The sequence below is a fragment of the Agromyces binzhouensis genome, from assembly GCF_004135055.1.
GTDB classification, from domain to species: Bacteria; Actinomycetota; Actinomycetes; order Actinomycetales; family Microbacteriaceae; genus Agromyces; species Agromyces binzhouensis.
The window spans coordinates 39,140-62,307 of record NZ_SDPL01000001.1; the positions used below are offsets into that span (position 1 = coordinate 39,140).

24 protein-coding genes and 1 tRNA gene are annotated in these 23,168 nt (G+C 65.9%); 16 read left to right on the plus strand and 9 right to left on the minus strand.

What is annotated here, in order from left to right; translation table 11 throughout:
* The first annotated feature begins 304 nt into the window (after positions 1-304).
* The 6 genes from ESO86_RS00185 (at position 305) to ESO86_RS00210 (ending at position 7,360) form a co-directional block, all read left to right on the plus strand.
* Positions 305-1,039 (plus strand): NYN domain-containing protein, encoded by a 735-nt coding sequence (locus ESO86_RS00185; protein ID WP_242492127.1) that lies wholly within the window; start codon positions 305-307, stop codon positions 1,037-1,039.
* 2 nt (positions 1,040-1,041) lie between these two features.
* Positions 1,042-1,668, plus strand: a complete 627-nt coding sequence (locus ESO86_RS00190) for a DUF7255 family protein (RefSeq protein ID WP_207206958.1) — start codon at positions 1,042-1,044, stop codon at positions 1,666-1,668.
* 89 nt (positions 1,669-1,757) lie between these two features.
* Complete coding sequence (locus ESO86_RS00195) at positions 1,758-2,507, plus strand: DUF4839 domain-containing protein (protein WP_129232885.1); 750 nt, start codon at positions 1,758-1,760, stop codon at positions 2,505-2,507.
* A gap of 126 nt (positions 2,508-2,633) precedes the next feature.
* Positions 2,634-2,990 carry a hypothetical protein gene (locus tag ESO86_RS00200; protein WP_129232886.1) on the plus strand — a complete coding sequence of 119 codons (357 nt, stop codon included), beginning with the start codon at positions 2,634-2,636 and terminating at the stop codon, positions 2,988-2,990.
* Between the two features lie 303 nt (positions 2,991-3,293).
* On the plus strand, positions 3,294-5,867 hold the full coding sequence (locus tag ESO86_RS00205) for a DEAD/DEAH box helicase (protein WP_129232887.1): 2,574 nt from the start codon (positions 3,294-3,296) through the stop codon (positions 5,865-5,867).
* 50 nt (positions 5,868-5,917) lie between these two features.
* A complete protein-coding gene (locus tag ESO86_RS00210) occupies positions 5,918-7,360 on the plus strand; it encodes a HEPN domain-containing protein (RefSeq protein WP_129232888.1) in 1,443 nt (480 codons plus the stop codon).
* A gap of 420 nt (positions 7,361-7,780) precedes the next feature.
* On the opposite strand, the gene ESO86_RS00215 is transcribed toward ESO86_RS00210, so the two are convergent.
* From ESO86_RS00215 to ESO86_RS00225, 3 genes are all read right to left on the minus strand, one after another.
* Positions 7,781-8,017 (minus strand): hypothetical protein, encoded by a 237-nt coding sequence (locus tag ESO86_RS00215; protein ID WP_129232889.1) that lies wholly within the window; start codon positions 8,015-8,017, stop codon positions 7,781-7,783.
* A gap of 21 nt (positions 8,018-8,038) precedes the next feature.
* Positions 8,039-8,719, minus strand: coding sequence for a hypothetical protein (locus ESO86_RS00220; protein WP_129232890.1), 681 nt, complete (start codon positions 8,717-8,719; stop codon positions 8,039-8,041).
* 163 nt (positions 8,720-8,882) lie between these two features.
* Entirely contained in the window at positions 8,883-9,317 is a 435-nt protein-coding gene (locus tag ESO86_RS00225) for a hypothetical protein (RefSeq protein ID WP_129232891.1), read from the minus strand.
* A gap of 239 nt (positions 9,318-9,556) precedes the next feature.
* Between ESO86_RS00225 and ESO86_RS00230 the strand changes: the two genes are divergently transcribed.
* Positions 9,557-10,120 carry a hypothetical protein gene (locus ESO86_RS00230; RefSeq protein WP_129232892.1) on the plus strand — a complete coding sequence of 188 codons (564 nt, stop codon included), beginning with the start codon at positions 9,557-9,559 and terminating at the stop codon, positions 10,118-10,120.
* A gap of 113 nt (positions 10,121-10,233) precedes the next feature.
* Here ESO86_RS00230 and ESO86_RS00235 read toward each other — a convergent pair whose 3' ends face one another.
* Positions 10,234-10,764 (minus strand): helix-turn-helix domain-containing protein, encoded by a 531-nt coding sequence (locus ESO86_RS00235; RefSeq protein ID WP_129232893.1) that lies wholly within the window; start codon positions 10,762-10,764, stop codon positions 10,234-10,236.
* A gap of 147 nt (positions 10,765-10,911) precedes the next feature.
* Here ESO86_RS00235 and ESO86_RS00240 point away from each other — a divergent pair, with 147 nt between their 5' ends.
* The 3 genes from ESO86_RS00240 (at position 10,912) to ESO86_RS18475 (ending at position 13,890) form a co-directional block, all read left to right on the plus strand.
* Positions 10,912-12,117 carry a sigma-70 family RNA polymerase sigma factor gene (locus tag ESO86_RS00240; protein WP_129232894.1) on the plus strand — a complete coding sequence of 402 codons (1,206 nt, stop codon included), beginning with the start codon at positions 10,912-10,914 and terminating at the stop codon, positions 12,115-12,117.
* Between the two features lie 221 nt (positions 12,118-12,338).
* Complete coding sequence (locus ESO86_RS00245) at positions 12,339-13,139, plus strand: Abi family protein (protein WP_207206959.1); 801 nt, start codon at positions 12,339-12,341, stop codon at positions 13,137-13,139.
* 660 nt (positions 13,140-13,799) lie between these two features.
* Positions 13,800-13,890: transfer RNA gene (locus ESO86_RS18475), tRNA-Gly, on the plus strand.
* Between the two features lie 356 nt (positions 13,891-14,246).
* On the opposite strand, the gene ESO86_RS20110 is transcribed toward ESO86_RS18475, so the two are convergent.
* The 4 genes from ESO86_RS20110 to ESO86_RS00265 form a co-directional block, all read right to left on the minus strand.
* Positions 14,247-14,486: a hypothetical protein gene (locus ESO86_RS20110; protein ID WP_165307150.1), complete on the minus strand. Its 240-nt coding sequence runs from the start codon at positions 14,484-14,486 to the stop codon at positions 14,247-14,249.
* 145 nt (positions 14,487-14,631) lie between these two features.
* Positions 14,632-15,099 (minus strand): DUF1643 domain-containing protein, encoded by a 468-nt coding sequence (locus ESO86_RS00255; RefSeq protein WP_129232895.1) that lies wholly within the window; start codon positions 15,097-15,099, stop codon positions 14,632-14,634.
* Between the two features lie 317 nt (positions 15,100-15,416).
* Complete coding sequence (locus ESO86_RS00260; RefSeq protein ID WP_129232896.1) at positions 15,417-15,698, minus strand: putative antibiotic biosynthesis monooxygenase; 282 nt, start codon at positions 15,696-15,698, stop codon at positions 15,417-15,419.
* A gap of 52 nt (positions 15,699-15,750) precedes the next feature.
* On the minus strand, positions 15,751-16,665 hold the full coding sequence (locus tag ESO86_RS00265) for an NAD(P)/FAD-dependent oxidoreductase (RefSeq protein WP_129232897.1): 915 nt from the start codon (positions 16,663-16,665) through the stop codon (positions 15,751-15,753).
* A gap of 77 nt (positions 16,666-16,742) precedes the next feature.
* Between ESO86_RS00265 and ESO86_RS00270 the strand changes: the two genes are divergently transcribed.
* From ESO86_RS00270 to ESO86_RS00295, 6 genes are all read left to right on the plus strand, one after another.
* Complete coding sequence (locus ESO86_RS00270; RefSeq protein ID WP_129232898.1) at positions 16,743-17,345, plus strand: helix-turn-helix domain-containing protein; 603 nt, start codon at positions 16,743-16,745, stop codon at positions 17,343-17,345.
* Between the two features lie 126 nt (positions 17,346-17,471).
* A complete protein-coding gene (locus ESO86_RS00275; RefSeq protein WP_129232899.1) occupies positions 17,472-17,915 on the plus strand; it encodes an SRPBCC domain-containing protein in 444 nt (147 codons plus the stop codon).
* A gap of 29 nt (positions 17,916-17,944) precedes the next feature.
* Entirely contained in the window at positions 17,945-18,472 is a 528-nt protein-coding gene (locus ESO86_RS00280) for a TetR/AcrR family transcriptional regulator (protein WP_129232900.1), read from the plus strand.
* A gap of 246 nt (positions 18,473-18,718) precedes the next feature.
* A complete protein-coding gene (locus ESO86_RS00285) occupies positions 18,719-19,735 on the plus strand; it encodes a TerC/Alx family metal homeostasis membrane protein (RefSeq protein WP_129232901.1) in 1,017 nt (338 codons plus the stop codon).
* 124 nt (positions 19,736-19,859) lie between these two features.
* Positions 19,860-20,546 (plus strand): hypothetical protein, encoded by a 687-nt coding sequence (locus tag ESO86_RS00290; protein ID WP_129232902.1) that lies wholly within the window; start codon positions 19,860-19,862, stop codon positions 20,544-20,546.
* A gap of 72 nt (positions 20,547-20,618) precedes the next feature.
* The gene (locus ESO86_RS00295) at positions 20,619-21,314 is read left to right on the plus strand and encodes an ion transporter (protein ID WP_129232903.1); all 696 of its coding nucleotides are present in this window, start codon (positions 20,619-20,621) and stop codon (positions 21,312-21,314) included.
* 219 nt (positions 21,315-21,533) lie between these two features.
* On the opposite strand, the gene ESO86_RS00300 is transcribed toward ESO86_RS00295, so the two are convergent.
* Entirely contained in the window at positions 21,534-22,862 is a 1,329-nt protein-coding gene (locus ESO86_RS00300) for a cation:proton antiporter (protein WP_129232904.1), read from the minus strand.
* Between the last annotated feature and the right edge of the window lie 306 nt (positions 22,863-23,168).

A 23,168-nucleotide genomic window follows, 5' to 3' on the forward strand; every position in this document is an offset into this window, starting at 1 on the left:
CTAGACGCGGCCGCCATCGACGAGGATGGTCTGTGGCAACCGTGCGCGCTGCGTGTCTGGGCGTCCGCCGCCGTCAGGCTCGCTCGTGACAACTTTCCACCTGCGACAATTCCGGAACACGTGCTGCTCTGGGCGTCGCATCCTCGTTTCGCCGACCCGAGCTCACCCTTTCAACTCGGCACGCACACGTGCCAAACGATGTCGTCTTTCAACGTGACACTTAATGTCGCGCCGCGGACGACGACTCGCCACGGGTCCCTCAGTAGGCAGAGTTCTCGTGCTCGCGGACTGCCATGCTTGTCACGTGTCGCAACCGAATGACCTCCTCGCCGTCCTCGTCGACGCAGATAATGTGCCGCCTTCGAAAGTAGGTGCAGTCCTCGCGGAGGTCGCCCGGTTCGGCACGGCCTCGGTGAAGCGGGTCTACGGTGACTGGACCAAGCCGAACCTGAGCGGTTGGAAGCCTGTCGCGAGCGATCATGTGGGTCAGCCGATGCAGCAGTTCGCGAACACGGTCGGCAAGAACGCGACCGACAGCGCCCTGATCATCGACGCCATGGACCTGCTCTATACGCGCCGATTCCACGGGTTCTGCATCGTGTCGTCCGACAGCGATTTCACCCGTCTCGCCTCACGTATTCGCGAGGAGGGCGTCACGGTCTATGGGTTCGGGGAGCGCAAGACGCCGGAAGCGTTCCGCAACGCCTGCGATCGATTCACTTACCTTGACGTGCTCGACGAGTCTGCAGCGGAGAACACCGCGGCCGTGCCGGCGCGCGTCCCGGCTGCGAAGCTCCGCAGCGACACCAGGCTCGTTCACGGGCTGCGTACTAGCGTCAGCACCGCATCCGGAGAGGACGGCTGGGCGAACCTCTCCACAGTAGGTCTACTGCTGCGAAAACAGCGTCCCGATTTCGACTCGCGAAACTGGGGCTACGCGAAGCTCTCGGATCTGATTCGAGCGACCGAACTCTTCCTCGTTGAACCACGACCCGCCGGTGGGCTGCAGGTGCAGGGCAGAACGAAGAACGGCGACTGACCATGGTCGCGACCGGGGCGAGAGCACGAGAACTGCAGTCGATCCTCATTCGGGCGGGCTTCGCCAGGGCTGTAGGCCCCTCGGCGCCGCGCTTGGAGACGCTGCCTTCGGAAGCGGCAGCTGACATCCTGAATCTGTACCGTGCGCTCGGTGGAGTTCTGGCCTGGCCGGCGCTCGCTCCAGGAAGCTGGGACCTGTCATTCTCAGACGGTCTCCTGGTCGAGCTCGATGAGTCGTTCCACTTCAACCGATACCGCGAGTTGACGCTCCAACGTCCATGGGCAGCGTCGCTTCCGTGGCAGAACGACTATCTCGAATACAGTCGCCGATGGGAGCGGCACTCTGGCACTGGCGGTCGACGGTGGTCGAACGACTCCGCGAAACGCATGTTCGGCAGGGCTGACGCCGACGGAGTGTTCGGCGAGTTCGGCGCGCCGAGGTGGAAGCAGCGCGCCCTCTACGACGCGATGAAGGATGCCGCGGCTGCCACAGGGATCGTTAGGCTCGCGCGGGTGTCGATCTACGACGAGGTTGGAGGGATCCGTCTGGATGACATCCTCTACCGGAAGGCCGACGTGCCTGCCGAAACCGTCGCAGCGCTCGTCAGCGAGCGAGTCGCCCAACCATGAATCGCGAGCGGGCCACCCGGAGCGGTCGGGGGAGCCGATAGTCTCATCGCGGCTGACACGATGTCGGCTTGTGCGGCGGATGGAGCTACATGGCGGACGACGGTGTCAAGTATGAGACGAGGACTGTGCGCACTATCCGTGGCACGGAGTCTCGGGCGGCGGCGAAGTGGGAGAAGGCCGGTTGGGAGGTCCTCTCCCAGTCTCAGGGGAAGCTGCAGACGGAGCTAACCATTCGTCGACCCCAGCCGAAGACACCGTGGCGTCTCTACGCGGTCGGCGGCGGTGCGCTCGCGATCGTCATCATCGCTGGCATCATCGGCGGGATCATCGGTGAGAGCAGCGACGTCGAGACTGCCGGTCCCTCGACCGACTCCGCCAGCCAGACAACCTCGCCGCCCAGGGAGACGCCCTTCCAGGAGCCGACGCCATCCTCCGCACCCCCGGCCGAACAAGTCGTACTCACAGCTGATAACAACGAGGAATTCGCAGCCATCCTTGCTCTCGGCGACACCTGCGATGACTCAATCGCTGCGTTCGCCGAGAAGTACCGTGGTCAGACGCTTGCGTTCGCCGCGAGCATCGGGGCAATGGCCAACCACAACGGCTATAGCACCCGATACGACATCCTGATCTCAGCAGGCGACTACAGCGAGACGTCGGCCTGGGGACCGGCCTTTCAGTTTCGCGATGTGAACACCACATTCGACCTTCATTACTCCGGTAACGCACCCGACACGATCGGCGTCGGCACGAACCTCCTCGTGACGGCGGAGGTGGACCAGTACGAACCCAACTCGTGCCTGTTCCTATTGGAGCCGGTCGAGACCGCGTTCCGGTAGACACCCGCGCTAGGGCCGAGGCAGCAGTAGGGCTAGCACCCTGAAGGTGTGGCCCGCACGACCTACCGAGCACTCGCCCGCCACGACATCGCTCCCCATCGGCTCCGCAGTTGAAGGACCCAGCACATGACCAACTACTTCGCGGCTCGCGGACTGAGACTCGCCGCGGAAGCGATCGCTAAAGAGCTCCGCGCGACGCCCGGCTACCAGAACGTCAGGGTCTATGCGGACTCAGAATCGCGCGAAGGCTACGCGATCGTGGAGTATCAAACGCCGAAGGGAAAGGCCCGCAAGTTTGCTCTGCACTTGGACGAGGACGGCCAGCGCCTTCGCTGGGTAAACGCCGGCGCGTACGAGATCGGCAAGGTCGTGCAGGAGACTCGGGTGGCGGGGAGCATGACGCACGGGTGGACTCAAGCGCTGTCAAAGCTGATAGCCGCACCAGCAGCTGCAAAGCGGAATGCCCGCGTCCCCGGCGCTTGATCTGCCAGCATCGTCTGCCGCCGTGAATCGGCTTGAGTCTCGTTCCGTTCTTCAAGCAAGAATGGAGAAGATGAACAGGAGTGTTCGCCGGAGATACGTGAGCGGGAATCTCGCTGAGGTTCGGCCGAGGCACCCGAACATGATGAGCGCGGTCCGGAGTGTGCCGGGCTGTTGGGGATGAGCCCGGAAGTGCGGCGGCCCTGGCATCGCCGCGCGAGATCGACTCTGGCGTGAAGCCGGCTGTGACGACGGACGCGGCGGAGATCAAACGGTTGCAGAAGGAGAACGCGAAAGGGAGCCTTGATGGCATTCGTTGGCAAGACCAGGAAGGTTATCCAACAGTTCGATACCCCCGAGGAGCTGTATCTGAGGGGTGCACTCCCTCGTACGGGTGAGGCGGTGCCGTCGCTCTGGCTACACCAAGGCGACGTTATTCGTTCGTATGCAGAAAAGCATCAGAAGACGCCCGATCTCGCCTTGGAACTCCCGACCGGCACAGGAAAGACGCTTCCTGGTCTGCTTATCGGCGAATGGGTAAGGCGCAAGGGCGAGGGGCCGGTTCTCTACGCGACGCCGACGAAACAGCTCGCCAGGCAGGTCGCCGGTGCCGCGAAGCGTGAAGGCATTCCCGTCGCACTGCTCCTCGACGGGCACCGGAAGTGGGACGTCAATGATGAGACCGCTGTGGAGGCAGGCGAAGCCATCGGGGTCACCACGTACAGCGCGATCTTCAACAGCAACCCGCATGTGCCCACACCGCGCCTGATCGTCTTCGACGACGCGCACGCCGGTGAGCAGTTCGTCGGGCACGAGTACGGCGTGGACATACGTCGATCAGAGAGCGAGGAGGCTTACTTTGCCGTGCTCGCGACTCTGAAGCCTTTCCTGTCCGGACTGCTGATTCAACGACTCGAGGGCGCGCCAGATCCGGGGGCGCACAATCAGGTAAGGCTCATCGTCCCCGCCGTAGATCAGACTGCGCTGGGGGCCTTGGACGCCGCGCTCGCGAGGCTGCCAAGGCCGTACAAGTTCGAGCACGCGATGGTGCGCTCCGGGCTTGCCTCGTGCCTCCTGTATCTCTCGTACAGCGGAGTCCAACTACGGCCCATGGTGCCGCCGACGTTCGAGAATAAGGTCTTCGCGCAGGCCGGACAACGGATCTACCTCTCGGCAACGCTCGGCTCCGGAGGCGAGTTGGAGCGAGCGTTCGGGCGGCGCGAAATCGTCCGCATGCCGCTGCCCACCAAGACTCCGCCGCGTTCGGGACGCCGACTCTTTGTGTTCCCCGACCTCGTTGCGGGTGGTGATAGTGCCGCGCTCACGAAGCGCATCGTGGCCCTCACGAACAAGGCACTTGTCCTGAGTCAGGACACGGTTGAGCGGGCTCGCGAGGCGGCAGCTGCTCTGGCTGGCCCAGGAGTTCCCGTTCTCGGTAAAGACGAGTTGGAGTCCGAAGGCCTGGAGTCGTTCGCGATCGCCAGGACAGGCGTGCTCGGCCTGGCTAATCGGTATGACGGAATGGATCTTCCAGACCACGCGTGTCGAATCGTGGTGCTGGACGGCAAGCCGGATGCTGTCGGCCTACAGGAGAAGTTCCTCAGCGAACGCGCTGAGGCGAACGCCGCGCTCTCCGAGCGGATCCGAACACGGATCGTGCAGGGGGCAGGGCGGAGCACACGCGGTCCGAATGACTACGCGGTGGTGGTTGTCCGAGGTACTGATATCACCAAGTACTTCAGCCGCCCGGAGAACATCGCTGCCCTCGAGCCAGAGATCCAGGCAGAGGTGCAGTTCGGCTGGGCGAACAGTCGAGGTGCAGATCCGGATGACGTCATCGAGAACGTCACGACGTTCCTCGCTCATGACTCGGCCTGGCGGGAGACTGGCGAGGAAATGGTGGCGGAGTTCCGGGGAGACGCCGTCAAGGTCGAGCCTCTCGCCGCGGAGCCTCTCGGGAAAGCGGCACCGCTCGAGGTCGAGGCGTGGCAGCTGGCGTACAGCGGGGAATGGATTGCAGCCAGTGAGAAGCTCCGAGAAGCGGTGGTTCACGTCGGCCCGGAAGCAACGCGCGGGTACCGCGGCCTGCTGCTATACATCGCGGGCGTCTGGCTGCATCTCGGTGCGGCCGACGAGACGGAGCGCGGTCGCGCACGAGAGTTGGTCCGAGAGGCGGGGTTGGCGGCGAACCGGGGAACTTGGCTCAGGGAGATGGTGCCGCTCCCCGCTGCGGATGAGGTGGAGCTGGCCCCCATGGATGTAGTGGCTGTCAACGAGATCGTTGCACGCCTCCGCGGTCGCATTCGTCCCAGCGTTATCAAGGCCGAACTGGGCGAGATGGGGGCTGCGCTGTCGCAGGCGGACGCCGAGCGCTACGAGCGGGGTCTGACAATCCTGGGCAAGTACCTTGGCGCTGCGGCATCGAAGCCGAAGGGTCGCGCCCGTTGCGATTCCGCATGGGAATGGGGCAATGCGATGTGGATGACGGTCGAAGCGAAGTCGGAGGAGCACTCTGACGGGCTACTGCCCGTGAAGGACATTCGACAGGCGAACACCCAGCTCGACCAGCTGGCGCACGACCGGGGCGCAGACAATGCGCCGGCGGGAAGCGTGAGCGTGCTGCTATCCGACCGGCTGGCCGTGGACCCGCAGCATGCCCCCGTGGCGAACCCCAATGTCTACCTGAGCTCGCCGGAGACGGTGGAAGGAATCGTGGGCGATGTGGTGACGGTCTGGTCGGATCTGCTCTCGACCGCCACCGGCCAGATGTCGGAGGCTGAACAAAAGAAGCACGTCCGCGCCGTCCTCACTGAGAACGGATGCCTGCCAAGCCAGATCCTTGACCGCCTCACGCAGACCCGGATTCGGCCTGGCGACTAACGGGCGAGCCAGGTCGCGGCGACAGTGACGTGGTGTGGGAAGGTCGACTCGTGAGCGAAACAGTGCCCCTTCGTCATCTTCTCGAGCCCGGCGAGTACCGGGTGCAGTGGACGATTCCGTCACGAGAAACCGGGGAGATCACGCTCGAAGGCGACCTGGATCTGGTCGCTGACCGCCCGCCGCGCGCGCATGTCTATGGCGAGATCCCCGGGACCTACTCGCCGGGCGAATCCGGAACACGAATCGCGAGTTTTCCGCAAAGCTACTACGGGGGTTTGGTGCGGGGACGCCTGCTGAACGGGCAGCACGTCCTGCTCGTGGACACCACCATCGACGTCATCTTCCCCGACCGGGCGGCACTACACGCACGGGCTGCGCTCGTCGGCCGCAACCCTGCCCCCGATGGCGAACTGTCCGTCACGCAGATGAAGGCCCAAGTAGAAGGACTCGACGCGGTAGCGGGGATTCCGCCGATTCACCAGACCGAGGTGCCAATGCAGGCGCCACCAGGAACGAAGCATCTCGACTGGAGCTGGAAGGCCTATGGGCAGCCGGAGAGCACGCAAATCTGGGCGGATACGGAGGCCGAGGTACAGATCCGATACCTGAACAGTTACTCGGCGACGGACTGGTACGCCTTTCGCGTGAGCTTCAGCCCGGTCGTGCTCGTCAAACCGACCGCTCCTCTGGGTATTGAGGCGGTGTTCGACGATTGGATCGAACCGGTGCGGCGCCTCATCTCGCTCTCAACCGGACGGCGCGAACGCCTTACTTTCGTCTCCGTGACGCTCGCAGGCAAGCCTGACATCGCGCCGGATGGAGACGAGGTCAACGAGTTTCAGATATACGGGAGCGCGATCCACCAAGAGCCATACGCATCACGTGGAGCGGACGTTGGCAAACTCTCGCCAGCGTTCCACTTCTCGCCACAGGAGATGTCACTCCTGGCGATGCTCCGCCGCTGGCAAGAACTCGCGGCAGATCACCACCCGCTTCTCGAGTCCTACGCGTCCCTCATTTACGCCCGAGACCAGCACCCTCGCTCCCGGTTGCTGCTGCTCATCCAAGCCATCGAAGGCTTCTACGGTCATGAGACCCACGCCGCCTACGAGGTCCGGCTAGCAACACACAAGACCCGCAGGGAAGAGATCCTCGCCCTCCTCGCGAAGACGCAAAATGAGGACGTAATGAGCTTCCTGAAGAAGCACCTCATGAAATCGCCTCCGGCCAGTCTGGAGGAGGCCCTCGGGAAGACGCTAAAGGCCGCGCCGGTCGACGTCGTCCCGGAGCTGAAAAGGACGGCCCTGCTATCCGAGCACGAATCGGTTCCGTCTGGTCTGCGCATCATCCGCAACGATCTCGCTCACGGTAACCGCGGCTACCCACCCGAAGACCTCCACGAGATTGTTCGCGCCCTTGATGGCGTTGTCCGAGCCAACCTGCTGCGCGTCCTTGGTTGCGACGAAGCGAGCCAACGAGCGGCCCAGCAGTAGTGCCCCTGCAGGCGGGCCGCTCAGGAATGTCGCGCCCTGAAAGGGCCGCGCCGCACGACTACGTTGAGACGAACGCTTTACGAGTATCGAGATCAACCGACTCGGTTCTGAACTGAGGGTCGCGCCGGCGAAGCACGGACGATTCCTCACCGAGAGTTCGCTTCCCTCCCACGGGCCCAGGCTGTGATGGGGGCCGAATGGCCACGGCTCGAGTTATGGCTGACCCAGAGCGAAGAGAGATCCGGATTTCGTCTGGTACATCCTCGGCGTCGAAGATGCGAAGGGCTACGTAACGCTCGGGAGGCGCCGGAAGGGTCCGGGCCCTCCGGTGCAGACGCATGATGCTCACTCTCATGTGTGAGGGCGAGTCTGGCCGTGTCAGCACCGCGAACCCAGCCGCCCACGAGTGTTCGTTCACGCCTAGGAAGCGCGGCGGTGGCGGCGAACGTGTTCGTCGAACTCCGCCTTCGGCACCAGCTTCCCGTTGAGAAGCCTCCGTCCCCCTGCGGCCAGCAAGTATACGAAGACTGAGATCGCCGTCACGCCGATCAGGCCTGCGACCTCTTCGAACGTGTCACCGTGCAGTAGTCCCCACACCACGCTCGAGCCCAACAGCACCATTGTGATACACGCCAACGTCGCGATGGTTTCCCTCATTGCTCCCGGATCCTCGGGCCTTCATTCATAGATCGAGATTCGACTTGGATCGTAGAGCTCGATCTGGGCGACCCCGTTGTATAGCGTGATGACGCCCGACGTGCAGAGCGTTGAGCCGTAGGCGATTGGCTCGAGACCGCCGACGTCCCAGACGATGATCTGGAAGCGGCCCGGATCCGGGTAGTCGAGACCGAGGTTGAGGAAGACATCGTCTTCGGAGTAACCATCACCGACGAGCGGCCCACAGACGCGCTGCTCCGTTCCCGCGTAGCTGACGGCCGCGTCCCACGCGATCCCATCGCCGGGCTGTTCAACCGGTTCGGGCGCGGCTAGCGCGCTTCCGCTGGTGCAGAGCCCATCGGCGAGGAGAAGTTCGATGGCTTCGGGAACGAGGTACTGGGCGAGGTCACTGCAGGGCTCGGGGCCGAGCGCTCCCGATGCTGCTCCTCTCGTCGACGTGTAGTCGACCAGGATGTCGTATTCGTACGAGCAGTTCTCGGTGAGCCATTGGAAATACGAGTCAGTCGTGCCTGAGCTGTCGTCTGCACGCACGCCCTGGATGGCATTCGCGAGTACCCCGTCGCAGTCGGGCTCTTGGTAGGAGTTGCTGCTGCCGATTCCGTAGCTGCAGCCCGTCAGTAGGAGCACGAATGCGAGCACGGCGCCAGAAACGCAACGCCCAGTGTGCATCGTGTTGGCCACGGCTCTCCTTTGGTCGGCCTCGGAAGTGCTCCATGAGGACACTAGGACCTAGGACGGGTCTGGCGCGGCCGCGACGTACCCCCTTTCTGGTGACACATCAGCTCCATTGGAGTGTGCCGCGCACGCATTCCCACGGATGCCGGACTGAGCGTTCGCATGAGGCCTATGCGATGCGGCGGGCGTTCTCGCCGTGCGGGTCAATCCACACTTCGAGCTCAGCATCGCCGTATAGCTCGTCGTACTCTTGGGCCTCGCGCTCGAGGAACTCGGCGTCTTGCGCGGCGCGGGTCGCGGCGCGCCGGGCTCGAACTTCGTCGAGCCACGCCCACCCGTCTTTGCCCCCGTAGCCGCTGTATCCCGAGAAGGACAGATCCGCCACGAATAGGCTGCCGTTGCCGACGCCGACGTAGATGTCGAACAGGTCCTTGAAGGCTTCCGGCGTGTGCGCGGTTTCGACGAGTATTACTGAACTCTGAACGCGTATCCAGCGACCCCCGCTTTCGCCGAATTCGTCGCGGAGCAGTCGCTTGAATCGGCCGTGGCCCTGGGCGTCAAGGTCGTAGGTGGCGAGGAGTAAGTTGAGCGGTTCTTCGGTCATGGCGTCGACCGTACACGTCGACTTTTCTTTATCCGGCTTTATCCGAGCATCCCTCACCCCTCACCCTGTTCCGGAGGGCACCCGGTTGTGGTCGGCCGTCCGTGTGCGCGCTAATCATGGCGGCGAAGTCTACCCAGGTCGAGGCGAAGCCAATCACCCCAGTAAGGGCAGCCGGACAAAATTCGGATTATCGGCCAGTCACTATGTAAAGCGACTTACGATAGTGCTACGATTAATGCATGATCGAAGTGAACGTGTCGCAGGAGGCCGACGGAAGTTGGCTCGTCGTGGTCGACGGCCGCGAACAGTACGCCTACCAGCGGCTCACCGACGCGATCCGTCGCACGGGTCGCCGGCTCGGTGACGAGGCAGGTCCTGGCCAGTCCACCTCGGTGAGATGGACCTTCGCCGACGACTTCGTGAACGAGGCCGTCGCTATTGCCAAGGAGCGTCGTCAGCTCGCGGAGGACGAGGCCCGGATCGCAAAGCTCACGAACGAAACCATCGTGAACCTCGCCCAGCAAGGGCTCTCGAATGGCGATATCGCCACCGTTCTGGGCCTCACTCCGGCTCGTGTGTCTCAGATCGTCCAGGATCGCGCCGACTGGCTCTGGGGGGAAGGCGATACCACCGGAGAGGTGACCTTCGCCCGGCTCCATTTCGGAAACGGCTGGCGTGTGGTGAAGGGCCGCGGACCTGTGCCTCCGCGGATCACATTTGCTGGCCTTACGTTCGAAGCCAGCGGGGGCTCTCACGCAGTGGGTGGCCAGCCCATGATTCCTTCGTACGTGGAAGTCGTCTAGGTATGCATCACCGCGAATCGGTCTCGCGATCGTGTCGGAGCTCTCGACACAAGGAGATTGTCGGCTTACTGTGACAGCCAGTTCCTCACAGCGCAGGGGTGGTTGACAGGAGTTCAGCCCCCGTTGGCTTCTGGAGAAAATTCCATGCGTGCGGCAGACAGAGCGCCAGCAGTCGACGGTCGATACTTCCTGCACCAGGCTTCGACCTCGGGATGGTCGATCTTGCTGGAGGCTTCCCATTCTCCACTGCGTTGTAGCGCCTCTTCGCGCTCAGCAACTACCGCAAGGACTGCTGCTGCCTCCTCGGATCCAGCCGCCTCGGGGCTTCGGGCTGCCGTGATCACCGCCGTGAGAGCTGTGAGGCGCATCCAGTCGAGTGTCGTTCCGGGGTCGAGGCTGGAGTCTGTCTCTCCAGCGAGCCAGTCTCGACTCACTCCGGTGGCCAGGGCCCACATGGCGATGGTCGCCTTCGCAGGGCGGCGGTGCCCGTTCTCGGCCGCCGAGATCGTGGCTCGCGAGAGGCCGGCTATCTCTGCCAGTTCTGCCTGCTCGAGTCCCGCTTCCTCACGCGCCTTTCTGAGGCGGTCCGCGAGCGACCACGCGGGGTGCTTGTCTCGATTGGGATCGGAGATTTCAGGCAGCATGCGCACAATGCTAGTCATATGACTAACCTTATGCAAGGGTGTCGCCGCTGCCATTCCCCAAGGAATCTTGGGTCCGGTTGGAACGAATCGGACCCGTTCCGTCGTGAGATAGGTATGAAACGAACCAGCGACCTGAGCGGGGACCAGATGACGGTCGAGCGTGAGCCCACGGCGGCGGAGATGGAAGAGTGGCAGCGGGAGCACACAATTGCCTCGTCGGACGAGATCACGGACGTGACCTACCCCCGTATGACGAACTTGAGCGCGGGGTTCATGTTTCGGGCGATCGCCAAGCCGCTGCAGCCTGAGCGCCCGGAGTACGTGACCATCCGTTCGGACGGTTCGTTGGAGACCGTGGGGATGATCGCGCAGTGGAACCTTCCCTGGGAGGCAGGGCAATTCCGGCGGCGCTACTTCGATGAGGATGACTTCACCCCCCAGCTGCGACGCATCGCCAGCCTCGGCGACGTCAACGTCACGCTGGTGCCGCGGACCCGGTCACGGTACTGGGAGTACGCCCCGCTCGTGCACCTCCTCCCCCGTGCCACGCTTGAACGGTTCGGTCTGCCGCTGCTCCGCGCCGGCCAGTGGCCATTTCTGGCTGATTCCGGGGGTATCGATCGTTACCTTCCCGAGGACTTCGAGCAGAGGCTGTCCCGGGCTTGGGCGTCGGTCGTGTGGCCGCATCTGGTGTCCGGGTCGCCGATGAGGGGGTTCTCGAAGGATGACCCGATTCGGCTGCTCTCCCACAACCTTGATTACTGGCTGCCGCCGGTCACCGCAGTGATCCAGGACACTCTCCGACAGTTGCCCGAGATCGCCAACGGCATCGAACCAGGCCCGGTCACCCTTGTCGACGGCAGCACCCTTGAAGGTGCCATCGCGGCCAACCCGAGGAAGGGAGGGGACATCTGGGAAGGCGAACAGGAAGCCGCTGAGATCGTGGAACGCACGGTTGAGGCGGCCGATGGGACGGGTCGGCTGCGGGGAATCCTAGACGCTGTTCGATCGAATCGCGTCGAGGACGACTTCTCGAGCACGTGGTCCTTCGCGCGGGAGGATTTCGAGCGCAAGCTCTACCGGAAGCGATCGAAGACTCGGGTTCGTTTCGTTGAGCTCACAGACACGATCCCGGTGCAAGCACCGGAGAGCGATATTCTCGGCTCTCTTGTCACCAACGACTTCCTCGCGGTCCTTGACCAGCGCAACCGGCAGATCGTCGTCCTCCTCAACAGCGGCTACACAACGAAGACCGAGATCGCGGAGATCCTCGGCTTCGCCAACCATTCGCCGGTCTCGAAGCGGCTGGCTCAGATTCGCAAGACGGCGAACGACTTCTTCGGTGAAGACTGATGACCAACGAGCGCCGCACCGAAAGCGCCCGCGTGCCTAGCGGGACACATGGGTCAGTGGTCGACAGTTGGTGAGCAGGCCCGCCGCGGGTGACTTCGACGGGAACGGTCAGACCCAGCGGGTAGAGAAAAACCCCGGTCGCATCATGGCTCAAGGCCAGAGAGGCGAAACCCGGGGACTTCTGGTTCTAGTTTATTGGCATCGGCGGAAGGAGTCCAGCCTTGATTGACCAGCCCGGTGGTGCCGATCCGGTGGCCGCTGCGGCGATGGCCGCGGCGCAGCTTGCCCGCGAGGAGTCGGCTCTGGACCAGGCCATCTCGGCGGACAGGTTTGCCACGTACCTCGGTGCGGGCGCCGGCGATCATGCGCTGGCCCGCGCGCTGTATATCTGGGATCGGGATGTATCGATCTCAATCCTTGCCGATATCGCGATCCTCGAGGTTGCGCTCCGCAACGCGATGCATGGCGCGTTGAGCGCGGTGTGGGGTGTCCGGTGGTACGAGAACCCCGATCTTATGTTCGATGAGCGCACGCTCGGGCAGCTGCGTCGCGCTTGGGAGGAACTCCCGGCACCGGTCCGCAAGAACCGTTCCGACTCGCGGCTTCCCGGGCGGCTGGTGGCACGCTGCATGTTCGGTTTTTGGGCGAACCTGCTCGATGCCGGCGGACAGGTTGGTCTCGAACCGCGACGGACCAAGGTCGACTACGAGGTTATGTGGCGCAGTGCACTGCATAGCGCGTTCAAGGGTGGCCCGGTCGAAGCTCGCGCAGAGGGAGCCAGGTATACCCGGCCGTGGGCGCATGAAGCACTGCGCACCGTGAACATGCTCCGAAACCGCGTAGCGCACCATGAGCCTTTGATCAATGGCTTTCCGCTTCCAGGGCAAGCCCAGCGGCTCAGCGCCATCGACGGACACGAGGCGTGCCGGAAGTTGGCGCGAATGATCGACCGCGACCTCGCAACCTGGCTGGACCGCTCTTCGCAAACGCCGACATTGCTCGCTACCCGCCCGCAGCCCTGACGGCGCTCACAGCGCAGTCGGAAGCGGCGTCCCTGCCCGGCGAGAAGAAGCCCAGCCGGGGCAGGCCGGTAACGTCAGAGGTTGAGCTGGTACACCGCTTCGACGACCTCGAGTCGTTCGGCGAGGCCGTCGAAGAGTTGGAGAAGCGGCCCGTCGCGGTGAGCGTCAAAGTATTGACGCGCACAGCGACCGCTTTGAGTGATTGTCCCGCAGGAAGGCCCTAATGCAGCGTCTCAGGCGCGCTGCAACCGTCAACAGTGTCTACGCGCCGATGAGGCCTTTCCGAGGCAGCTCGGCATGTGGCATGACCAGCGCGCGCAGGTACGCTATCGCGGCCAGACTCCCGTCGGTGGGGGGTGGTTGACCCGGCGAGCGTAGCGGCGTTCGTCAGCTGCGCACTTCCGGTCCCTCATCGAGATCGCGCGCGGTCGGAAGGGAATGTCCTCGGCATGCATGTCGGCTCGCCGATATACGCGAATGGTGCACCTATCGGCGCGCCATTAGGGTGAAGCGTGCGATGAGAGACCCCACGGTCGACCGCCGGAAGGAACTTGGTTCGCGCGCATCCCAAGCACGCAGGAGGAGCTCGTAGTCACTTAATAGTCACAAAATCGAGATCACGTTGGTTCACTGGAGTTCACACTTCCCCGTGATTCCGGGGCTGATGAGCCAGAGTGAAGTCGAGTGAATCACTACTGGATAACTTCTGCTTCCCAAGCAGACAGCGCGGGTTCGATTCCCGTCATCGGCTCTTCGGCAATTCCCTGATCAGACGCACTTTCGATGCTCCCGCATCACGCGTGCGATCCCACGTAGCGCACGGAAACAGTCCACGCGGATGCACTTCGATAGGTTCACGGGGCTGATCAGGGATTTCGACTACGACGGAGCCGCGACTCTCGATTGCGAAATCGCTCTCGTAGTCACCTAATCGTCACAAATTCGAGCGGCCCTCCGCCTCAGCGACCGTGGCCGACGGTCATGCGCCTCGACTCATCGACTCGCCCGCGGTGGGACACTGATCCCTGTGACCGTCGAGTTCGAGTGCCGGACGCACGTGCCCGTCGGCGTGCAGGAGGCATTTGACCGCTCTCGGAGCATCGACCTTCACATGGCGTCCATGTCCGCTTCGCGCGAGCGCGCGATCGCCGGCGTCACGACCGGTCTGATCAGCGAAGGCGAAGAGGTCACCTGGCGGGCATGGCACTTCGGGGTGCCGATCCGAATGATCAGCCGCATCACCGCGATGACGGAACCGGAGTACTTCGTCGACGAGCAGGTGCGCGGGCCGTTTCGCTCGTTCCGGCACGAGCACGAGTTCCGACAGGACGGGTCCGGCGCGCTCATGATCGATCGCGTGAAGTTCGACGCGCCACTCGGACCGCTCGGCACGATGGCAGAACTGCTGATCGGCCCTACCTGCGACGTCTCATCGAGAAGCGCAACGCCCGCATCGCGGCAGCCAACTAACCGCTCCGTCGAGATCCCTGCTTCACGAGGTGGGCGGCCAGTCGATGAGCGGCGCGTCACGATGCACGTAGAGCGGATGCTTCGGGTGCCCATCCTTCGTGACGCCCAATGCGTTGAGCGAAGGCAACAGCGCGACCGCCTGAGCGACTCGGGCCGGGTCGGCGTTCGTGCCCCACCCCGCTACGACGGTGCCAGTCACTTTGCCGAGCACGCGATCGTTCTCAGGCCCCACGGGATCAGCCGCGGCCATCATCACTCTCGGGGACTTGGTACGGAACGCGTACAGGTTGGCGATCACCATGCCGCCGTACCCCTCGCGCTTCGCGAAACCGACGCACCGCCGTAGCGTGGGATCGAGTTGCTCCGCGTCGGCGGTGCTCGGGTTCAGCAGCACGAACGTGATCGTTGGCAGCGCTGCGTCCCAGACGCGGGTCAGTGTGTAGCGGTAATCGCCACGGATGTCCGCGGTGGCCGAAACGAAGTCATTCATCGAACTCGCTGCTTTCCTCGGGCCAGATCATATTGCGCTGCGGCGACATCGGGTCAGGGCTGATCCGCACGGCACCCGGTGGTTCGCGAGGCGGTTGAGCATGAGATCGAGACCCCCGCGGTGGATGGCTTCGAGGTCTTCGTGCTGGGCTGCGATGCGGCCATGATCAGCGAAGGGGTGCGACTATCGGCCGACGTAGGTCGGTGGCGATAGCGATATCGGCGGCCAACGGGGGATCCCCAGTGCGAGCGAAGAGCCCGTAGGGATGCTCGCGCGAGCGAGCTTACCCGGCGAGAGGGCCACTCGTGACGCGGTCATCACTGCGTTCGGAGGCCGCTGCGTCGGGCGATCCGCGCGATGATCGCGCGTCGGCCACGGTGGAGCCACGGCATGATGCCGTAGATCACGATCGGCACCGCGATGGTGGCGAGGATCAGGGTGCGGACGACGCTCGGCATGCCGTCGAGCACAGGTCCGAGGAGCAGGTTCAGTGCAGTGAGGGTCGGGAAGACGGCGACCCAGATCATGAGCGCCAGTTGGTGCGTGCTCGGCGGCGGCAGCTGGGGGGCGATCGTGGCGGCGGATTCGGTTGCGGACATGGTGGTTCTCCTTGGTCGTTCGGTGCTGCAGACGGGGTGGGACGGCGTGAGGTCAGCCGTCGAAGCGGGGTGAGAGGGCGTGTTCGAGGTCGTCCTCGATGAGTTCGGCGTTGATGGCGATCGCCGCGGCGGAGCCTTGACCCGCTGCGGTGATCACTTGGGCCCTGGGGTCGGCGGCATTGCCGGCAACGCGCACACCGGGCACCGAGGTGCGGCCGAGGGCGTCGTGTTCGACCCACCCGTTCCCGTCGACACGGCAGCCGAGCTGGAAGAGCAGATCGCTGTTCGGCACGAATCGAGGTCGCACGAATACGGCGGCTCGGGTGACGATGCGGCCGTCGGCGAGCTCGATGCCGCGCACGCGATCGTCGCGGACGACGATCCGGGCGACGACGCCCTCGATGAGACGGATGCCGCGGGCGGCGAGGAGGGTCCGGTGCGCGTCACTCGGGTCGTCGGTGTGCGTGAAGAGCGTGACATCGTCCGACCACTGCCTGATCAGCAGTGCATGCTGGACGGCTTCGGCGTTCCCGCCGAGCACGCCGAGGGGCTCGCCGCGGACTTCGTGGCCGTGGCAGTACGGGCAGTGGAGCACGTCGCGTCCCCACCGCTCGTGGATCCCGGGGATGTCGGGCACATCGTCGGTGAGTCCGGTCGCGACCAGGAGCTTCCGCGCACCGAGTTCCCGGCCGCCGGCGAGGTGCACGTGGAAGCCCGGCGCGGCGTTCGTCACCGTGTCGTCGATCAGCACTCCCCCGTACTGCTCGACCTCGCCGCGGCCCACGGCGATCAGTTCGCGCGGGGCCATTCCGTCGCGCGAGAGGAACCCGTGCATCGCCGTCGCCGGCGCGTTGCGGGGTGCGCCCCCGTCTACTACGGCGACGGTTCTGCGGGCGCGGAGGAGGACGACCGCGGCGGTCAGGCCCGCGGCGCCGCCGCCGATGATCACGACATCGAACTCGTTCATGGTCCAACCGTGAGGTTGAAGCTCCCGTACAGCAACGTTTGTTGCTGAAACTGGGATGGATGCAGTGAGATGAGGGCATGGATGACACGACGCTCATCGACGCGGCCCTCGACGCTGTCGGTCCGAGACTCAAGCGCCTGCGCTCCAAGCTCGGCGTCACGCTCAGCGAGCTGTCGGAACGGACCGGCGTCTCGAAGAGCACGCTGTCTCGACTCGAGACCGGCCAGCGCAAGCCGAGCCTGGAACTGCTGCTCCCCCTCGCCCAGGCGTATCGCGTCCCGCTGGACGAATTGGTCGGCGCCCCGGACGTCGCCGACCCGCGGGTGCGACTGAAGCCTCGGCGTGTGCACGGTCGCACGGTCATCCCCCTGACTCCGAACCCCGGCGGCGTGCAGGCATGGAAGATCCTGATCCCCGCCAGCCAGAACCAGCCCGACCTGAAAAGCCATGAGGGGTACGAGTGGATCTACGTCCTCTCCGGGAAGATGCGACTCATCCTCGGCGAGCACGACCTGGTGATGGCCGCGGGCGAAGTGGCCGAGTTCGATACTCGGCTGCCGCATTGGTTCGGGAGCGCCGACGGCGAGCCGGCCGAAGTGCTCAGCCTCTTCGGGAGGCAGGGCGAGCGCGTGCACGTCCGCGCCAAGTCCGCATCCCGCCGCGCTGCTGACAGCACCTGAATCGGGCCGAGGCTCCCATCGCGGCCGCGGGCCGCCACCAGTGGGCGGGAATGCCCCAACGGCTATCAGCGTTAGCTTCAGTGGCTAACACTGATAGCCTCAACGCCGACCGCAGGAGACCGCGCCATGAGCACCACCATCACGACCACGATCGACATCGCCGCCGACCCGGACACCGTCTGGACCGTCCTCACCGACTTCGCGTCCTACTCGGAGTGGAACCCGTTCATGAGCCGCGTGGAGGGCACTCCCGAGGTCGGCAGCAGGCTCGTCGTCCGTCTCACGCCCGCGGGCGGCCGCGGCATGACGTTCAAGCCGACCGTCCTCGTCGCCACCCCGGGACGCGAGTTGCGCTGGCTCGGCAAGCTCGGCTTGGGCGGCCTGTTCGACGGCGAGCACTTCTTCGTCCTGGAGCGCGGTGCTGATGGCGGCACGCGGATGACGCACGGCGAGAAGTTCAGCGGCATCCTCGTCAGCCTGATGCGAGGTGCCACGAAGGACGCCGACGATGGCTTCGACGCGTTCAATCGCGCCCTCAAGCACCGGGCGGAGAAGGTCGTCGCGAGATGACCTCGCCGAGCGAGGCGACTGAGACAGGGATGCCGGGGACGGCGAGGGGTTCCGCGCGCAAGGCCCAGCTCGTCGCCGCTGCGCGGCACCTCCTCGAGACGGAGGGGATCGAAGCGGTCACCATCCGACGGCTCGCAGCCGCCCTCGGGATCCGTGGCCCGTCCCTCTACAAGCATGTCCCCGACAAGGCGGCCATCGAGGCCGCGGTGGCCATCGACGGGCTGACCGAGCTGGCCGAGGCCGTCCGAGGGGTTCCCGCGACCTTCACCGACGTATCCCGCGCCTACCGGGAGTGGGCCCTGGCCCACCCCCACCTGTACCGCCTCCTGAACACGCACCCCGTGGACCGCAGCCGCGTGCCGCCGGACCTGGAGGACCGCGCCGCCGAGCCGCTCATCCTCGCCACCGGCGGCGATCTCGACCTCGCCCGCGCCGCGTGGGCGACGATCAACGGACTGGTCGACCTCGAACTGGCCCGACGCTTCCCGCCCGGCACCGACATCGACGCGGTGTACTCGGCCGCCGCCCGCGCCTTCGATACAGCTCGGGCCGACTGACCCCGAGACCGCGGCAACCCGAAGCCCGACGACCTCCACCTGCCCGCGTCGAGATCCGCGGACGCGAATCCATCCAGGGAGGCAACACACAGCGATCCTCCTCTAGACTTCGAAGTCCAAGGGGAGTACTCCGGCACGGTCGCTCGTCATTACGGATGCACGTCGCATCCCGGGCCATCGGTTCCCGATCAGGGGATGGAGAAGACCTTGGCGTCGATTCCGTTCACGCCAGGTTTGGAGCTTCCCTTGAATGTCACCCCTCTCGTCTGGGTCATCACGATCGCGGTCACGGTCGCCTTCTTCATCTACGAGTTCTTCGCCCACGTGCGCAAGCCGCACGAGCCGACGATCGGGGAGTCGGCTCGATGGTCGGCGTTCTACATCGGCCTCGCGCTCCTGTTCGGCGTCGGCATCGGCGTCGTCTCCGGCTGGACGTACGGGGGTGAGTACTTCGCGGGATACCTGACCGAGAAGGCGCTGTCGATCGACAACCTGTTCGTCTTCCTCATCGTGATGACGAGCTTCGCCGTGCCGAAGGCCTATCAGCAAAAGGTGCTGATGATCGGCATCGTCATCGCACTGATCCTGCGCGGCATCTTCATCGCCGTCGGCGCCGCGCTGATCGAGAACTTCACGTCCGTCTTCTACCTGTTCGGTGCGCTGCTGCTGCTCCTCGCCTACCAGCAGGCGTTCGCGCACGGCGGTGGGGACCCCGCCGACGGCAGGTTCATGCGCTTCGTCCGCCGTCATCTTCGGGTGACGAACGAGTACCACGGGGACCGGCTCACGGTGTCGAGGGACGGCCGGCGATGGGCGACGCCGATGCTGCTGACCATCATCGCCATCGGCTTCGTCGACCTCATCTTCGCCGTGGACTCGATCCCGGCGATCTACGGGCTGACCGAGGAGGCCTACATCGTCTTCACCGCCAACGTGTTCGCGCTGATGGGGTTGCGGCAGCTCTTCTTCCTCATCGGCGGCCTGCTCGAGCGACTGGTCTACCTCGCGCAGGGACTCGCGGTCATCCTGGCCTTCATCGGCGTGAAGCTGCTCATCCACGCCCTGCACAAGAACGAGCTGCCGTTCGTCAACGGCGGCGAGCCGGTCACCGTGATCCCCGAGATCCCGATCTGGCTGTCGCTGCTGTTCATCGCGGCGACGATCGCGGTGGCGACCGTCGCCAGCCTCGTCAAGACGCGCGGGGACCGCCGTACCCCGACGAACGATCGGCAGTCGACGGATGTCACGGGCGGACGCCGGTGAGCACCGCGTACGCGTCGCCGGCCCCAGCGGAGCTCGCGGACCTCATCCACGCGTCCGAGGTTCCACTCGCCCCTTGATTCGCCGCCGCGACAGGCGCACAGTGGAAGCTGCGAGGGAGGTTCCCATGCGAGGCGCAGAATTCCATCCCGATGTCGTGCCGATCCTCTCACCGGGTCGGCATCGCTCGCCGCGTCGCGGCGCATGCTTCATGGAGTTCGCGTCGTTCCTCGCCGGCGAACCCTGGAGCGACCATCCCGCGTGCACGCACGGCACCCTCGCGCACCTCGCCCGGTTGGTCAACGATCGGGCGAGTGACGCCGGACGCGCACGCCTCACCGCGCTCATCCCGTCGGTCGTCGGACTGACGAGCGACGATCCGCTGCTCGACGTGGTCCTCGCCGTGCGGGCTGCGCATGCGGCGCTTCCGGTCGCCGCCGAGGAACGACAGCGGTCGCAGGCGGTGGGTCTCCGCTCGGCGATGGTCGCGCTCGCCGGCCGCGACGACGACGTCTCCGCGGCGGCGCGCGAACTCGCCGAGTCGGCACTGCGGTCCGCCCCGGCAGCCGACGCCTGGGCGGTCCGGTTCATCGACGAGGTCGGTCGGGGCCGCCCGCGCACGTCGGTGAAGCAGTGCCGCCACGTCATCACCGGGGCGGTCGACGGGATCGCGACGGCCGCGGTCGGAGATCGCGACGATCGGCTCGTCGCGCTGCTCGCCGCGGCGGTATCGGACACAGAACGGTTCGTCGGCAGGTCGGCCGAACCGACGGACGGCGTCCGCCAGCGGTCCGCAGCGCCCATCGCGACGTAGTCGCCCCCGCAGCCTCGCCGCCCTCCCTCGTGGCTCCCGTTCCGCACGGTGCACCCGTGCCATGATCCACGCATGGCGAAGCCGCGGAGCGAGCTGAAGAGCACCGGGTACGAGATCTTCGTCGGTGCGCTGTCGGTCCTCTCGATCGTCAACCTCGTCCTCATGTACGCGCTCGTCGACGACGCGGCGCTCGACACCGTGCTCGCCGTCATGAACGCGGTCTTCAGTGCCGTGTTCCTCGTCGACTTCGCCTATCGGCTGGCTACCGCCCCCCAGCGCGGGGCGTACTTCTTCCGGCATTTCGGGTGGGCGGACCTCCTGGCGAGCCTGCCGTTCGCGCAGTTGAAGGTCCTGCGGCTGTTCCGGATCATCCGAGTCATCCGCCTGTTCCGGGAGCTCGGAGCGCGCACGATCTGGCGGACCCTCGTGCGGGACCGCGCCGGGAGCGCCCTCTACGCGCTCCTGCTGATGGGCGTGCTGGTGCTGCAGTTCGGGAGCCTCACGATGCTCTACCTGGAGCAGGACGCGCCCGGCGCCAACATCACCACGGCGTCGGACGCGCTCTGGTACACGGTCGTCACGATCTCGACCGTCGGCTACGGCGACGAGTACCCGGTCACGAACGCGGGCCGGTTCGCGGGCGCGCTCATGATCGTCGTCGGCGTCGGCATCTTCGGCACGTTCACCGGCTACCTCGCGAACCTGTTCCTCGCGCCGCGGAGGGCCGAGCGCGACGGAGCCGGCGCGGAGGAGCCGCCGGCGGCCTGAGTGCATCACCGCCGCATCGCGGTGGGGCGCCGCCACCGATCGGCGGACCCGCGCCCCCGGACGGAGAGCCGGGAGCGCGTCCTCGAGTCCCCCCGGACTCTCGACACCCCCGACCCACCGGAGAATGGCGGCGGCGGATCCGTCCCCAGACCGTCCGCCTCGCCGCTTCGAGTCTGATCGACACGTCGCAGGACGACGAATCCTCGGCCGAGGCTTGACTCAGGACGCAGAAGGTGGCAGCGCCCCGTCCCCATCCCCGTTCTCGGCCGCGCCGTTCAGGCCCGGGAACTGCCGGCGATGCCGCGGCAGCCTCGTCGGAACGGACTCGCCGGGGGTCGAGCCCGTCGCGGTGTGCGCGTCGTACCAGCGGTGGTAGACCTCGACGAGCGGCGCCGACGTGAGGCCGTGCAGCGTGATGCTGAATGCGACGGTGACGACGACGGTGGTCAGCACGGTCTCGCCCTCCGGCACGCCGCTCTCGGCCGCGAGCAGGGCGAACACCAGCGAGGCGAGGCCGCGCGGTCCGAACCATCCGATGAACGCCACCGTCGGGCGCCTCGCGCCGCTGCCCGCGAGGGCGATCGCGACGGGGAGCATCCGCACGACGGTGAGGCTGAGCACCGCGTAGACGAAGACCTGCCAGGTCACGTACGGCAGGGCGAGCGTGAGCGCGAGCGCCCCGAACGCGATCCAGGTCACGGCCGCGAGCAGGTCGCCCGCGGCCTCCGAGAGCACGGTCACCTTCGATCGGCTGGGCCCCGCGAGCCGGCCGAAGGCGATGCCGCCGACGAACGCCGCGATGAATCCGCTGCCGCCGAGGTCCTGCGCGATCGCGTAGGCGAGCAGTGCGACGGCGAGCGGCAGGATCTGCCGCCACTCGCGTGCGATCCAGCCGCGGCGGTCGGCCGCCCGGAAGAGCAGGCCCCCGGGAATCGCGGCGACCAGGCCGGCCGTCAGCGCCCAGCCGATCTGCGCGGCCATGCTGCCGGCCACCATGCCCGTGACCCCGGCCTCGTACTCGGCGTTCGCGATCGACAGGGCCACGAGGAAGAGCGGCACGGCGAGGCCGTCGTTGAGCCCGCTCTCCACGTCGAGCGCCTGCCGCACGCGTGACGGGACCCGGCTGTCGGCGACGACCTTCTGGCCGAGCGCCGCGTCGGTCGGCGCGAGCATGATCGCGAGGAGGAATGCGGACGCCAGCGCCATGCCCGGGAACACCAGCGCCGCGATCCCGGTGCCGGCGAGGATGCTGAGCGGCAGGCCGATCAGCAGCAGTCGGGTCGGCCACCCGAGCTGGTTGCGCAGCACGCGGAGGTCGATGCGCGTCGCGTCGCTGAACAGGAGGAGCACGAGGGCGATCTCGGCGATGCGCTCGGCGACCACCGTCTCGAGCGAGACGTCGAGGATGTCCGGCGCGACCGCGCTCACCCCGAAGCCGACGGCCATGAGGAAGAGCGCCGGGGTGATGCCACGGCGGTCCAGCGGGCGCGACAGGGCGCTCCAGACGATGATGATCGCCATCACCACCGTGACCGTCACCGCCAGCATGCCGACCCCGTCCCCGATCGTCCACGCGGCCGCCCGAGGCGGCCCACCGCCATCGTACGGATGCCCCGGACGCGCCGACCAGCCGCCGCGCCCCGTCGTCACCCGTTCGCGTGCCACCCCATGGGGGGCTTCCTGCGCGGGTTCTCCGCTGACTACCGTTGGGGCACTTCGCGGCGCACCCCTCCGGGGCGCCGCGGGTCATCGGACGCGGGCGGGGTTCGGCCGGGGAGGTCGGGTCCCGCCCTGCACGTGCGGACGGGAGCCGCCCGCCCTCGCGCGAGGCTGCACGTCCGGGGCGGCGAGTCA

Excerpts from the sequence above, each read along its gene's own strand:
- ESO86_RS00190 (WP_207206958.1), top strand. The coding sequence starts at position 1,042 with ATGGTCGCGACCGGGGCGAGAGCACGAGAACTGCAGTCGATCCTCATT.
- ESO86_RS00195 (WP_129232885.1), top strand. The coding sequence starts at position 1,758 with ATGGCGGACGACGGTGTCAAGTATGAGACGAGGACTGTGCGCACTATC.
- ESO86_RS00200 (WP_129232886.1), top strand. The coding sequence starts at position 2,634 with ATGACCAACTACTTCGCGGCTCGCGGACTGAGACTCGCCGCGGAAGCG.
- ESO86_RS00205 (WP_129232887.1), top strand. The coding sequence starts at position 3,294 with ATGGCATTCGTTGGCAAGACCAGGAAGGTTATCCAACAGTTCGATACC.
- ESO86_RS00215 (WP_129232889.1), bottom strand. The coding sequence starts at position 8,017 with ATGAGGGAAACCATCGCGACGTTGGCGTGTATCACAATGGTGCTGTTG.
- ESO86_RS00225 (WP_129232891.1), bottom strand. The coding sequence starts at position 9,317 with ATGACCGAAGAACCGCTCAACTTACTCCTCGCCACCTACGACCTTGAC.
- ESO86_RS00230 (WP_129232892.1), top strand. The coding sequence starts at position 9,557 with ATGATCGAAGTGAACGTGTCGCAGGAGGCCGACGGAAGTTGGCTCGTC.
- ESO86_RS00235 (WP_129232893.1), bottom strand. The coding sequence starts at position 10,764 with ATGCTGCCTGAAATCTCCGATCCCAATCGAGACAAGCACCCCGCGTGG.
- ESO86_RS00240 (WP_129232894.1), top strand. The coding sequence starts at position 10,912 with ATGACGGTCGAGCGTGAGCCCACGGCGGCGGAGATGGAAGAGTGGCAG.
- ESO86_RS20110 (WP_165307150.1), bottom strand. The coding sequence starts at position 14,486 with ATGAGCGCGCCGGACCCGTCCTGTCGGAACTCGTGCTCGTGCCGGAAC.
- ESO86_RS00255 (WP_129232895.1), bottom strand. The coding sequence starts at position 15,099 with ATGAATGACTTCGTTTCGGCCACCGCGGACATCCGTGGCGATTACCGC.
- ESO86_RS00260 (WP_129232896.1), bottom strand. The coding sequence starts at position 15,698 with ATGTCCGCAACCGAATCCGCCGCCACGATCGCCCCCCAGCTGCCGCCG.
- ESO86_RS00265 (WP_129232897.1), bottom strand. The coding sequence starts at position 16,665 with ATGAACGAGTTCGATGTCGTGATCATCGGCGGCGGCGCCGCGGGCCTG.
- ESO86_RS00270 (WP_129232898.1), top strand. The coding sequence starts at position 16,743 with ATGGATGACACGACGCTCATCGACGCGGCCCTCGACGCTGTCGGTCCG.
- ESO86_RS00275 (WP_129232899.1), top strand. The coding sequence starts at position 17,472 with ATGAGCACCACCATCACGACCACGATCGACATCGCCGCCGACCCGGAC.
- ESO86_RS00280 (WP_129232900.1), top strand. The coding sequence starts at position 17,945 with ATGCCGGGGACGGCGAGGGGTTCCGCGCGCAAGGCCCAGCTCGTCGCC.
- ESO86_RS00290 (WP_129232902.1), top strand. The coding sequence starts at position 19,860 with ATGCGAGGCGCAGAATTCCATCCCGATGTCGTGCCGATCCTCTCACCG.
- ESO86_RS00295 (WP_129232903.1), top strand. The coding sequence starts at position 20,619 with ATGGCGAAGCCGCGGAGCGAGCTGAAGAGCACCGGGTACGAGATCTTC.
- ESO86_RS00300 (WP_129232904.1), bottom strand. The coding sequence starts at position 22,862 with ATGCTGGCGGTGACGGTCACGGTGGTGATGGCGATCATCATCGTCTGG.